The sequence below is a fragment of the Marinilabilia sp. genome, assembly GCF_016278715.1.
Taxonomy (GTDB): Bacteria; Bacteroidota; Bacteroidia; order Bacteroidales; family Marinilabiliaceae; genus Marinilabilia.
Genome location: NZ_JADQBH010000144.1, coordinates 1 through 14632 on the forward strand (window position 1 = coordinate 1; position 14632 = coordinate 14632).

Sequence of the window (14632 nt, forward strand, 5' to 3'; positions counted from 1 at the left end):
CATCAGAGATAACTGTTCTCAATGACTTCACGGTCAATGGTACTTTGAGTATTCAGAATGGTGTTTTTAAAATAGGAGATGATTTCTCCGCCAATGGAGTTGATGTTACCGTTAAAGGCAATGCCTTGATTCATGCAGGCGCAAACATTGTTACAGGCAGTGCTAATGCTCGCCATTCTTTTAATCTTTTCGGCGATTTCACAAATTCAGGCACTGTTGCGTTTACGAACCGCACAACACCTGACTATTCCAATGAAGCCACCGATGGGATTGTCGATTTTAGGTTGGTCAATAATTCGGAAGATCAGATAGTGAACTGTAACGGGACGACGCGTTTTTACCGAATAGCCATTGAAAAAGGAGTAAGAGCCAGACAGGCTGTTTTCAATGCTTCGTCGGCAACATATTTCTCTCTTTTCGGGGCTGCTTCTATGGAGAACTCCGAAACAGTTAATAACAATGCATTTGGTTTGATTTCAGGTACCGCCAAACTTGGACCTAACATCAATATTGAGATGCTGAATACCTCTGGGAATTATCATATTTTTCCTAATGCAGGCCTCTGGATTGACGGAGCAGTAGTCCGGAAAAACAGCGGTAACGCACTGGTTTCCTATGGAGAGTTGAAACTTACTTCCGGTTTGGTCGAAGCGAAGGTGCCCAGCGGTATTACAACACGTTTAAATGGAATTGTCCATATTGAGGGAGGTATTCTTAATACCAATCAAATCAGGACTTCTGTAATGGGGGACGAGCACAATGGGGCTTATATTCAGTCGGGAGGTGTTGTAAATCTTTTGAGCGGAAGTACCACAACCGATTATTACGTTTTTAACTTAACGCATGAGGATAATTCATTTGAAATGACCGGTGGAGTGTTGAATATCAATGCGGCCAATTCAAAAGGAGGCATATTTATTAACTCCAAGCCCGGAAATTTCCAGGTATCAGGGGGACGGGTAGTATGTAATATCGGAAACAATCATGATTTTGTTATTACATCGAGGGCTCCGTTTTACAATCTGGAGTTAACAAATTCCTCAGGCAATGATGTCCCATTTATACTGAATGAAGGAATTGATGTGGGGGCTGGTGATGAATATTTGGCTGCACAACCTCTTATTGTGCTCAACGATCTGATTATTGGAGAAAACTGTTTGCTCGATCACAATGGAATGGATGTTACCATCGGACGCAACATGCATATTGATGCCAAAGCTACGGCCGGGCCGGGTGTGCTACCTCAGTATAAAGGGTATTTATTTGATCCTTCAAAACCGAATACTACACTTTTCAACGGAACACAGAACGGTGAGATTTTTATTGGTCATAATGTGGAGGACGGGTATGAGCAGTCATTTTGGAATATAACCCTCGACAAAAGTGTCAGTCGTAAATTAACCCTGACTGGTGATGCAGTAAAACAGGCTGGTAATGTGAGTACAGCTTTAAACTCCAGACTTATTCGCGTTGAGAATGAGTTTAAAGGAGAAAGCGGTATTTTTGATCAGGGGAATTACTCAGTCGGGCTTTTAGGTTCAATTAGTCTAAAGGCAGAGGCGGTTTGCGGTGTTTATCAGCATGGGACTACTCATAAGGATGCAATAATAATGCTTAAGGATGGAGATGTGCAGATAGATACTGAGCAAGGTGCTGAAATTGGTAACTTACAATTGAATCCTGTTCCTGTTGATGCTGTTGTTTCGATTGATGGGGACGTAGTTGTTCACCGAATCGCATGGCACAACGGACGTATCAATATCGGTAGTAACCATCTGACCGTAGATTATCTGCATCGTGATGGTTCACTCAATCCTTATACTATTAGTGACGGTGGAGTTGGTCAGATGATAATTACCAATGGAATGGCCTCGGATGGGGGCGTGTCTCTTTATGTTCCTGAAAATTCCGAAGGCGATGACATTGCCTTCCCATTGGGTGTTGGTGATTCAGGAACTGAGCCTGATTCAAAATATACGTTTGCCCGCGTGTCATTGAATTCCAATACTGACGATGGTTATATTACTATAAACCCTGTTGACCGGGAGTTGCAAACGGCCGATCTTAATGCCGGAGATGTACTTTCCTATTATTGGCGGGTGCGGTACCACGGATTTGACCAGCTTCCACTGGTAGAATATCTGTTTAAGTTTTATGATGAGGATGTTCAGGGAAACAATAGTGTTAACTATTTTCCCGGAAGTGTACTGGATGTAAATCCATTTACCCGTTCTGTGGAAAATGATAATTCAAAAGTTGACGAATCTACAAATACCATTCTTTTTAACGGAACAGGCAGTGGTTTCGAGTTGACCGAGTCGAACTATACTGCTGGCGGTAAAAACTGTTTCTCGGGGGCTCCGTTGGTTTTCTATACAAGAGATATTCGAAGAGAACCTCGTTGGACTGAGTCAAATGCCTGGACACGGAGTGATAAACTGAAAGATATTGATGGCAACGGAAGTATCGACGAATATGAGTATCACGATTCAAGGCAACAAGGGGTGAACGATTATCCGCAGGCAGGAGATGTTGCTGTGATAGGCTGGGTACCCTGGGGAGATACTGAGAGCAGCGGGAAAGAAGGAGAACCTCATGGTATGTGGGTGGATAACAACAGTCAGGCTTGCGCCGAATTGATCTTTTCTCAAATGAAAGATGCGGCTGGCAACCCCGTGCCTCGTGTTTACCGTTCTAATTTTCAGTTCAGGCCTACTTTATGTATTAATCTGGCTGGTCAGCTGACAGCCGGAATGGTGCGAGGCGAGGGTATGTTCTGGAACCGCTGGTCCGACCCCGATTTCTCACTGATGGATATTGGCGAATTTGCCCAAAACGATTCGTCGTATATTGTTTATGAGAATAACTGGAACAACAGAACATATAATAATGCGCCAGAAGTAGCACCCAATCTTTTAATTTCGAATGATGGTTGGGGGCAGTATGATAAAAATGTGACCTTTCCCAACGATATTGAAGCTACCGGTAATTTTGAAATTCTGGGAGACATGAATCTTATTTTGTCCAATGGGGCAACGGGAGATATTACTGTGGGGCGCGACCTGATGCTTTTCGAGTTCAATTCGGCTTCAGAGGGTGAGAGCAGTGGTGGTGGAGCTAGTATTCACTTCCCCAACAGTATGGAACGCAATATTAGAGTTACTCGCGATTTAGTTCTAAAGAACCGTGGTGCTCATATATTTGTAAATAATCCTGATGCTACAGTTAATGATCATACGATTTCGGTTGGACGAAATATAATTCAGGAATCGGCCGGAAACGGTGCTGATGGTTTGCAGTTCTTTACCAATCCTAATCAGGACAGAATTACTTTGCTCTTGAATGGCAATGAGAATATGGTATTCAATCATGTGAATGGAGATATTCCGGATTTTTATCGCATTATTGTCAACAAGGGCTCCGGAATCAATACCCGTGCTCAGTTTAATGGCGATTTTAATCTGCACGGAACAACATCAGGAGCCGGGGTTCCAAAAGCAATGGACTTGCAAAGCGGCTTGTTAATCATGAATCATCCGGATATCAACATTGACCTCTCTACAGGTGACGATTACTTTGAAGTTAAAAATACTTCAGGGCTGGAAGTTCGTCAGGGACAATTGAACATTAAAGGAGGATCCGGTTTGTCCCTGGATGGTTTGTTACGTGTGTCAGGAGGTACTTTTGATATGAGTGGTGGTGATCATCCTGTTGTTTACTCGGCATCAGGCAATGCCCGCATTGAGATTACAGGTGGTTCACTGCTGGTAGGATCACAAATTCGGCGGCCTTCAACAAATGATATGGGCGTACTTCAGTATAGTCAGCGAAATGGCTCTGTGGTTATTGGAACGGATGCCGGAGGCCTTGCCTCCAGAGGTATGCTGGAGATCCTTAATGCAGGTAGTGAGTTCAGGCATACAGGCGGAAGCCTCCAGATTCTCCGACAGAATGGTGCTTTTCCTGCTTCTCCTGCTCTATATCTGGCTCCGGAAACATCAGTTGTGGCCGGTAGTGAAATAACACTCTTTGGTTCGTCAACGCCTGTTGGGCAGACGAAATTTGGAATTAGGGCCGGAATTCCTTTGAACAGACTGGTTGTAAATGGCGATAACGCTCCGGAAGTTCAATTGAATACTGAGAAATTAGTAATGAATGGCGACTTGCAGATCAATGCAAATGCAACTTTTGACGCCAGGGGACTTGACATGGAGTTATCAGGAAATTTCGTTAATCATGGTGACTTTGTGGCTTCGGGAAATGAGGTTTCATTTATTGCTTCATCCTATCAGGAAATAGAAGGTAATACCATTTTCTACAGTCTGACAAAGAATGGTTCTTCCTCATTGACACTGGCTGCCGGCACAGATATAACAATCGATTATTTGCTGGATCTAAAGTCAGGGGTAATAGATGACAATGGAAATAATATTTTCGTTTTGCGCAACGTGCACAACAATGGGGAGTTTGTGAGTGGAGTCACCGGCAATGGGGTGGTGCTCAACGGTTCCGTTTCTCAGAAAATCACCGGTGAGGGAAGTTTTGATAAGCTCTGGCTGGAAAACAGCGCCGGGTTCACTCAGGAATCCGGTAATGTAATAACCATCAAAGAAAATCTTCAATTGGAGGCCGGCGTCTTTGATGTAGGGAATAATGAAATTGTATTTGAGCAGGGAGCACAAATCTCCAATACTCTTGGACAATTTTCGGCTGACAACATGATTCAGACCAATGCTTCGTTTTCTGACGGAGGTATCAGGAAGTACCTGAATCAGGGGGCTGTTTCATTTAGTTTTCCTATTGGCAGTCAGGGGATTTACACACCGGTGGAACTCATGATGACAGCTAATAGCGCCATCAACGGATACTTGCGGATTAAAGCTTCCAATGAAGTGCATCCCAGTATTGTTGACAATCCCGAAACAAGTATGGTAGAACCAGCCAATGTGCTAAAGTATTATTGGGTGGTTGATGCCGGGGATATAACCGATTTTCAGGGTGACGTTACTATGAGTTATTCGCCCTCTTTGATTCAGATTGCGGAATCTGGCTTTAGCTATTCCGACTATATTACTGCACGTATTCTTTCCAGGGGTGAGGGAGAATGGAATAAAAATATAGGTGTTGTTGATACCGATGCGCACAGGTTGACCTTTGGCTTCAATGCAGCTACCGATGCTGATGGAATTTCCGGTGATTACACAGCCGGTATTGATGAAGCGATTCCTGATCAGGTGCCGGTTTACACTTCCGTGAAGGATGGATCCTGGACTGATGTTTCAGTATGGAGCCCGGCTCCTCCATCTGGGGGGCCAAGAGGTGCAATCGTGGTTGTCAGGCATGATGTGACAATTCCGGTTGATTATGTGGTTGCTTACAAGACCAATTTGGATGGAGCTTCTAATGGTCGTCTTTTGATTCCCGGAACTGAAGGTCACCGCCTGGGAATAGTGGACGGTACCGGTACGCTTTATGTCGAAACGGCAGGTGTTCCAGCTGGTGAATATTCAACTTTCTTTGCCGAAGGTGGAGGAACCATTGAGTTTGGCGGAGAAAATGTAAGTTATCCGGTTCTTGGAGGAATCTATGATGTGAATAACCTGAAATTTTCCGGTTCCGGAGTTCGTGAATTTCCAAACGACCTTTTGCGCATTAAAGGGGATCTGATTATTGATGGAGACCCGGCTTTACTCGTGGATAACCGATACGATAAAACTATTTCGGTAAAAGGGGATATTACTTTTAACTCAGGTGTTTTTGGTGCAGGTGAAGGTGCCGACGCAGTTGTTGAATTAAATGGAACTGCTCCACAGAGCATTCAGGGTGCGGTTGCTTTTACCGGCGAAAATGCTTTTTACAATTTGAAAATGAATAATTCTAACGGGGCGGTGTTTACCAGTCCTGTGGAAATCAGTAATATTTTGACCCTTCAAAGCGGTCGGATTGCAACCAATTCGGGAATTCTTACCCTTACCAACTCTTCCGTAAATGCGGTAGTGGGAGGGGGATCTCATTCCTATATCGAAGGGCCGATGGTTAAATTCATTAATCACAACAGCTCTTTTGATTTTCCTGTGGGGCATTCAGGTCGCTTTGGTAATGTGCAGGTTTCTAATACCAGTACATCAGGGGTGTCAGCCTGGCAGGCCGAATACTTTAATGTAAATCCCGGTACCAACGGGTTGAATCCGGAGAGTTTTCAATATCCTGTGGCATTTGTCAGCAGAAACGAATACTGGCGTGTGGCCGGGCCGGAGAGTGGAAGGGCTTATGTATCCGTTCGTTGGGATAGTCAGAGTGGCGTTTCTTCCAGCCCTGATGAAAGAGATGAACTGAAAATGGTTGGATGGAAAGATTATACTCCCGACGATAAGTGGATCATGGTAGGAGATGTTGTGTTTGATGGAGGCCAAAATAACGGAAGACTTCGAACCAGTTCTCAGGCTGTATTTAATGACTTTAGTGATGGAAACTTTTTTACCATTGGAGCCATTTCTATTAGCAACTATCCATGGCTTGGGTACACAGACGATTGGTTCGATACAGGGAACTGGCAATCGGGCAATATCCCTTCATCCAATACCGTGGTGGACATTCCTGCCGCCGGTGAGGTTGATTTTCTTCCGGTGGTAAATGGAGATGCTTTTTGTATGGATTTGACCATTAATTCCAATGCGACTGTTACTCTCACTGGGGGATCTACTTTGAATGTAACGAACGAACTTGTTAATGAAGGAGAGATAATTCTTATGTCCACTCCGGAAGCTATTTGGGCTCTTAATGTACCGGTAGGTAATGTCAATTCAGGAATGGGGCGGATCGAACTTCCGCTTAAAAAAGACCAGTGGTACCGTCTGGGGCAGCCATTTGCTTTTCCTACAGGTCTGATGTATGACGCTGCTGATGTTGGCAGTTGGGTGTACCGAAGTACTACGCAATGGGAACAAATAACAACCAACAGTGAAGTGATTGACCCCATGGAGGGGATAATGGTTCTCTATGAGTCGGATCATATCCTGTCATCCTTCGGTCAGTTGAATTCGGGCCCGATGCACTGGTCTATCCCTTATGGACGGGGGTACTATCTTTTCTCTAATCCTTATCCTTCTTCCATAAAATGGGATATCGATAATGTGGAAGACACCGGCGTTTCCATAAGCGATAATTTATCTTCAACTATTTATTACAGAGTTTATGCCGGTAGCCAGGTGGGAGATTATATGATTACTTACAATGGTTCTACAGGGGTGTCAGTCATAGAAGATGGCGGAACCTTGCCAGGAGGTTACACCTCGCAGAATATCGGAACTATTTCTCCACTTCAGTCAGTTTGGGTAAAGGTGAATGATTCAGAATCTGCAACCATCGATCTTTCGAACAAAGCGCGTGTTAGTGATAATTCGTTACCGCTTAAAAGTGCTTCCTCTGAGGGGGGAAGGGATATTATCAGAATTGTTCAGTCCAATAACTTAATCTCGGATGTGGCCATAGTTTATTTTGATGAGGCTTTTGATAGCGGATTGGAACGCTCCGATTCGGAGAAAATGTTTAATACTTCCCAACAAATACCCGAAATCTTTACCCGTCTTGGTGATAAAAGCCTCTGCATGAATGGGCTTCCTGCTTTGGGGAGTGATGGCATCAGCATTCCTTTGAGCGTTAAAATTCAAACAGAGGGGAATGTTCAAATGCGTGTTGCTCTTGATGAGTTTTCTAACCAATTTGATGTACTGCTGGAAGATAAAGAGACAGGAATTATTTCTGATATGCGCGAAACGGATGTATATAGCTATTCACCGGTTATTGGAACCGATCATGACAGGTTTGTTTTGCATATACAACCTGTTCTTGAAGTCCCAACAGGTTTGAAAGGAACGGATTCCGGCCATTCAGATGAAATTCAGATAATCGGTTTTGAAGATTATGCAATTGTGAGAATTCCTGAGCCTTTAATCTCTCAAAATGGTGCTTCGATTGAGGTGATGGATATGAATGGTCGCGTGGTTACCGCCCTGGAGAGTATCAAATCGACAGAAACCAGAATATCATTACCTGAAAATAGTAGTGTATATATTGTCAGAGTTAGAACAACTAACAGTGTTGCCTCTAAAAAAGTTGTGAAACCATAAGGTTGAAGAATACCTTAAAGAAAAAGCCTCTGTAAGGATTATACCTTTCAGAGGCTTTTTCCTGCTGAAATACTGCTTTCTAAAGGATAGAAATGTTGGATTAAAAAACCGTTTTGTCTGGTTAATGACACAAGCCCCCGGAGGTGGGAGACAGTATGGTAATTATAAATGCAGTTTATGGTATTAAGCCATGGCCGTGGTGACAGAGGTGTAATCCGATGCTTCAAATTGTAAATAGGTTTTATGAGATTAGCACCCGCGCTTTAGCCGGGTGTTCCAGAGTATCTGCCCTGTTGTAAAATTTCGATGCCACCATATCGCTGATGTTGTCCCGTTGAAGGCCATTTCTTTCACATATAAAAACTTATACGCACCTGATTTATGGATTATCAGGGTTGTTAATATTTGGGAAATATGTTAAAAATATGTTTCTTTGAATTGTAGTAAATATACAAAAAGTCAGGAAAATGAGAACTGCACACTCTTTAATCGTATTAATGTTATTGGTTATAACATGTGCCAACGCACAAAGAAGTGTTGGATTTTTAGAAGACTTCAAACCAACTGAAAGACTCTTGCATCATTTTTATAAGCCTGATTTTAATCAGGTTAAACATCATTCAAAATCAGAATCTGCCTTCTTTGCAAAAAGGAATTTGTTAAAAAGCAGTGGTTCTGATCTACAAGTTGATTCGACGTATTCATATAAATATATTTCTGAGACAGATTCCACCCTTGAACAGAAGGTTTTATATTTATACGATTCTTCCGGCAACCGGACTTTATATACAAGATATTCTTGGGATATTGAATCAGAAAAATGGGTTGGTAACCGGAAAGAAGAATGTACCTATGATTCTTCCGGTAACGAGACTTCATATTCGAGTTATTCCTGGGACAATCAGAACGAAGAATGGGTTGGTAACTTGAAGAGTGAATTTTCCTACGATTCTTCCGGTAACCGGACTTTACAAACAGTTTATTTCTGGGACAATCAGAACAAAGAATGGGTTGGTGAAAATAAGCGAGAATCTACCTACGATTCTTCCGACAACCAGACTTTAATAAAAGAATATTTATGGGATAGTGAACTCCAGGAATGGGTCGGTAGCTCAAAAACCGAAGACACCTACGATTCTTCTGGCAATCTGACTTTATCTATGAGTTATTCCTGGGACAGTGTACTTCACGAGTGGATCGATGCCTCGAAAATCGAATACACTTACGATTCTTTTGGTAATAGGGCTTTATATGTGAGATATTCATGGGACAGTGTACTCCAGGAGTGGATCTATAGCTCGAAAATCGAATACAATTACGATTCTTTTGGTAATAGGGCTTTAAATGTGAGATATTCATGGGACAGTGTACTCCAGGAGTGGGGCAGTAACTCGAAAGAAGAATACGCCTACGATTCTTCCGGTAAAATGACTCTATATGCGTTTCATTACTGGGACGATTTACTCCAGGAATGGGAGGGTGTTTTGAAGGTTGAATATATTTATGATCCTGCTGGCATTCAGAATGTAGTGTTTGATTATTTCTGGGACAATCAGAACAAAGAATGGGTTGTTACTGGTAAAAATGAGTATACCTACGATTCTTTTGGCAACCAGACTTTAATTTCAGAGTACTTCTGGGATAGTGTACAACTATCATGGAATTTAGACAAAAAAACTTTTTATTATTATACTGGAATCGCTACGGTTGCTGAAAATGAGATGCTTAACGAGAAGCAGGAAAAGGATCTGGATAAAGTAAATGTATTCCCAAATCCCGCCAGTAGCCATATTTCAGTTTCGGCTGAAGAAAGCATATCGCAAATACAAATTTTTAATTTAGAAGGGAAAATGGTAGACGCTTTAAATGTTAACGAAGTTGACACCAGTATTAATATTAATCACCTTAAAAAAGGTTCATATTTGATGCGCATAGAGCTTAAATCCAGTATAATAACAAGGCGAATACAGGTTGTGCGATAAAGCTCCTTTTCCTTATGAAAATAAAAATCCCGGCTGAGGCCGGGTTTTTTATTTTGTGGAAGCATTTTTTTTCAATGAGTAATTTATAAAAAACGGACGTAGGTATCTATCATTTAATATTTACAGAAGACCATTGGCTGGCGCTTTCTCTGTCCTTTTGCATGCCATTTTGATGACATGTTGCATTCGGCATTATTTCCTACTACCCCTCGTTTCCGAACGAGGGGTTCTTTTTCACTCGTCTCCGACGACAAAAAGTATTATTGAGTTATTTAAAGATGAATATGTCAATGTGGAGATTTGTTTGTTTTTGAATTGTCGTTAGAAACGACGGTTTATAAACCCCCCGTCCGGATACGAGGGGAAGCTAACAGTTTTATGAGATTAGCACCCGCGCTTTAGCCGGGTGTTCCAGATATCAGAAAATATTGCATTGTAGCCGGCTTCAAGCCGGCTTTTGGGAAAAATCAGAGATTGTCAGGATTATCAGGAAGCCGGCTAAAGCCGGCTGATTTAACTTTTGTGCTGTGTGAGAGCCACCATGCTGAAGCATGGTGCTATTCTCATATTTTAGTAAGGACAGGAATTTTTGGCTATGGACCAAAAGCTTGTATGCTCTCAGCCTCAATCTCAATCTTAACCTCAGTCTCAGCCTCATTCTACGAATCTCCAGCGTGCCATTAACCAAACAGCTAAGAGCTAAGAGCTGCGAGCTAACAGCTATCCCCTTCTATTTCTCCACCCTTATTCTTCCATCCACCACCCGTATCTCTTCCATGTTCCCAATCAATGGATTCAGATCCATCTCTTTTATTTCGGTGGCATAGCGTAGCAGTGTTGAGAGGCGGACAATGATTTCCACATATTTATCTTCGTTGATGCCTTCCTTCCCACGGGTGCCCTTAATCACAGGATATGCTTTCAGACTGCGAACCATGGAGCGGGCTTCATCGAAGGTGAGGGGTGCCAGACCGTAAGAGGTATCGCCCAGCGACTCCACAAAGATGCCACCCAAACCACACAAGATGACGTGACCGAAAGTGGGCTCATATTTGGCACCGATAAACAATTCTGTGCCGGTTTGCATTTTCTGGACCAGGACCGATTTTACTCCTTTTATCTTGCGCATCCTGCGATATTCCGAAATGAGGTGAGCATCCGATTTAATATTGAGGGTAACCCCGCCCACATCTGATTTATGAACCGGGCCTATGACTTTCAGGGCCAGTGGATAATCAAATTTGCCGGCAAGCGTGAGTAGTTCTTTCTTGGAAGTGGCGATGCCTTCTTTTACGATAGGAATGCCCGCAGCCTGCAACAGTTCGTTGATGGTAGCGGGGTCAAGAAACCCTTCCGGGGCTTCTTCTATAATGGATCGGATGGACTGAATGTTGATGTTCTTTTTAAAAATATCTTCATCGGCGGGGCAGGGTGTTTGACTGATACTGGTGAGGGCACGGGCAAGCACCACCTCATCGGGAAAGTTGATGTGTCCGTGAGAAAGGAAGAATTCCACCTCTTCACGGGCACTGCTAACGGACGGAAGAATGGGAAATACCGGTTTCCGGCATTGTTTCATCTTCTGATCTATCATTTTGTAGGCATCGAAAACACGCGAAAGTCCTGTGCTGCCAAAAATGACAATCATACCATGTATGTCATCCATTTGTGTGTCACAATATTCGATGACCTGTCCAAGCTGTTCCGCAGTTCCGGTGGCCAATATATCGATGGGGTTGGAAGCTGATGAGCCGGGGTTCAGGATCTTCAGAATGTCATCCTGAGCTTTACCTTCGATGGCAGGAATGTTGAGGCCTCCGCCCGAAAGTGCATCTGTAAGCATCACGCCCGCCCCTCCTGCATGGGTGATGATGGCCAGGTTTTTCCCTTTCAGTTTCGGGTAGTTAAAAACCGATGCAACTGTGGTTAGTTCTTCTCGTCCAAAGCAGCGTACAATACCGGCTTTTCGGAAAAGGGCTTCCACCGCCGAGTCGGAACTGGCCATGGCCCCCGTATGTGATGCGGTGGCTCGTTGTCCGGCATCGGTAATGCCCGATTTAATGGCTGCAATACGACAACCTTTGCGGATCAGCGAAGAGGCATGTTTCAGCAGTTTATCAGGGTTTTGGATGTTCTCGACGTAGATGAGTTTTATGTCGGAACTTTTGCCGGGTACATAAGTCTCATCCCAATATTCCAAAACCTCTTCAATGCCCGTTTGAGCGCTGTTGCCAACAGTGATGAGTGATGAGAAAGTCAATCCTTTTGGGAGGGCTGATTCCAGAATAAAAACAGCAGTAGAGCCGGAACCGGAGACAAAATCACATCCTGCCGGGTCTAATTTTGGGACAGGGCTGGTAAATATTCCGCTGTAGGTTGGCGTGAGTACACCAATGCAGTTGGGCCCGATGAGAGCTCCATCAACTTTTTCAACAGCTTTTTTGAGGGCTTCTTCCAGTTGAGCCCCTTCGAAACTGTCTTCACTAAATCCTGCTGATATGACGATAAATGCCCGGGTTCCTTTGGTTTGCGCAAGTTCCTCCACTACCGGCACACAGTGTGCTGCAGCGATGGCAACTATGGCAAGGTCTATTTTTTCTGGTAATTCTGCTACTGTTTTGAAGCAACGAACGCCCTGAACAGCCTCCTTCTTTGGATTGAGGGCCAATAATTCCCCTTGAAAGGCACCATCGAGGATGTTTTTCAGTAATTTGCCTCCCGGCTTGGTAATGTCGTCCGATCCACCAACGACAACAATGCTCTGGGGATTCAGCAGGCTTTCATTCATCATGGTTATTCCTGTTTTTATTATTCAAAGCTAAGCTCAGTGATACGAGTTTTGCGAAGTATCTCTATTCTTAGAGTTAACCCCGATTTAGAAAATGTTGGCTTTTCCAATATTTATATTGAAAGGCTTAAATTTTCTTAATTCCCGATCAAAATCGGAACGGGCTGTTGAGCGGAAAAGCTCAATTGGGATCAAAGTTAGCTTTTTCCGGAAATAAATTCTTTGAGTTTTGTCAGGGAATTGGTAAAGGGAGCATGGAGCATGGCGGATGGGGCAAAGTAGCTGTTAGCTCTTAGCTCTTAGGAAGAGAGCAGCTTTGAGCGAGGGTAAACCCGATTGCGTCAGCGCAGGCCAATTGAGCGCGGCGAGCAATTGGAGTTTTAGCGGGAGATTGGCGTTTTACTGCGGGTTGGCGTTTGTTTCTCCTTTTTTCTTATTATTTTCGAAGAAATAAAAGTCAAAAGAAAACCTCATTGAAAAGTACGATTCGAAATATAATATTATCTGCTGACTGGACTGCGAAAAATCTTGAGAAACTTCTGGCCCTGAGGGGGGATGAACAAAAAGAGTTGTTGAAACTGGGCGGAGATTGTTTGTTGAAGGGTAGAGGCAATGAGGTGTATTACCGCGGATTGGTAGAATTTTCAAACATCTGTACTAAAGATTGCTTTTATTGCGGCATCAGAAAGAGTAACCGGAATACGGCGCGTTATGATCTTTCGGATGATGCTGTATTGGAAGCGGCGCGGTTTGCACATGAGCACAGGTATGGTTCTTTGGTTTTGCAGGCGGGTGAGCGTGACGATTTGGTATTTGTTGAGCGAATAGACCAATTGTTGAAGAAGATAAAAGCTGCCACAAATGGAGAGCTTGGCATCACGCTTTCATTGGGAGAACAGACCGCGGAGACTTACCGCCGTTGGTTTGAAAGCGGCGCCCATCGATATCTCCTGAGAATTGAAACTTCGGATGAAATGCTTTATCATCAATTGCATCCCAATGATGATAAGCACAATTTTGAGAAGAGGTTACAATGCCTGAAGGATTTGCAAAAGGTCGGTTATCAAACCGGAACAGGGGTGATGATCGGTTTGCCGGGACAAACATTGACGCATCTGGCGGCGGATCTTTTATTTATGAAAAATTTTGACATCGATATGGTGGGCATGGGACCCTACATAGAGCATGAGGAGACTCCGTTGTATTCAGAAAAGAATGTATTGTGGCCAATTCAGGAGCGTTTCCTTATTTCCCTTAATATGGTGGCATTGTTGCGATTAATGATGCCCGATATCAATATTGCAGCCACTACGGCTATGCAAGCCATCGATCCGGTGGGAAGGGAGAAAGCAATGCAGGCAGGCGCCAATGTTATCATGCCAAACATCACCCCATCGAACCAGCGGCGGAATTATTTGTTGTATCAAAACAAACCCTGCACCGACGAAGGGGCAGATGATTGCAGCAACTGTCTGTCCATTCGGCTCGAAATGATTGGACGAGTTCCCGGATATGACCAATGGGGGGATTCGGAGCATTTTTTTCGGCGCACGAAGAGTTAAGTGATTGGAGAATTTTGAGTGCTGAAAAGGCAATTTCAAAATTTCTTTTGGGATTTAGCTAAGTGAAGGGGTTTGATTCGCTTCAGAGAAATTCCGTTAAGAAAATCACATTGTATTTCGTTTAGAAATCCGAATTGTTTGAGCGAAGCGAGTTTTCGGATTTTAGAAAAA

At 43.5% G+C, this 14632-nt stretch carries 4 protein-coding genes; 3 read left to right on the top strand and 1 reads right to left on the bottom strand.

Features of this window, described 5'->3' with window-relative positions; genetic code table 11:
- Positions 1–44: 44 nt before the first annotated feature.
- Both QZZ43_RS09365 and QZZ43_RS09370 read left to right on the top strand, forming a co-directional pair.
- Positions 45–8129, top strand: a complete 8085-nt coding sequence (locus QZZ43_RS09365) for a T9SS type A sorting domain-containing protein (protein ID WP_291858244.1) — start codon at positions 45–47, stop codon at positions 8127–8129.
- Between the two features lie 467 nt (positions 8130–8596).
- Positions 8597–10111 carry a T9SS type A sorting domain-containing protein gene (locus QZZ43_RS09370; protein ID WP_291858246.1) on the top strand — a complete coding sequence of 505 codons (1515 nt, stop codon included), beginning with the start codon at positions 8597–8599 and terminating at the stop codon, positions 10109–10111.
- Between the two features lie 730 nt (positions 10112–10841).
- Here the strand turns inward: QZZ43_RS09370 and QZZ43_RS09375 are convergent.
- Positions 10842–12902, bottom strand: a complete 2061-nt coding sequence (locus QZZ43_RS09375; RefSeq protein WP_291858248.1) for an acetate--CoA ligase family protein — start codon at positions 12900–12902, stop codon at positions 10842–10844.
- A 470-nt stretch (positions 12903–13372) separates the two neighbouring features.
- On the opposite strand from QZZ43_RS09375, the gene hydE reads away from it, so the two are divergent.
- On the top strand, positions 13373–14461 hold the full coding sequence (gene hydE, locus QZZ43_RS09380; protein ID WP_291858250.1) for a [FeFe] hydrogenase H-cluster radical SAM maturase HydE: 1089 nt from the start codon (positions 13373–13375) through the stop codon (positions 14459–14461).
- Positions 14462–14632: the final 171 nt, after the last annotated feature.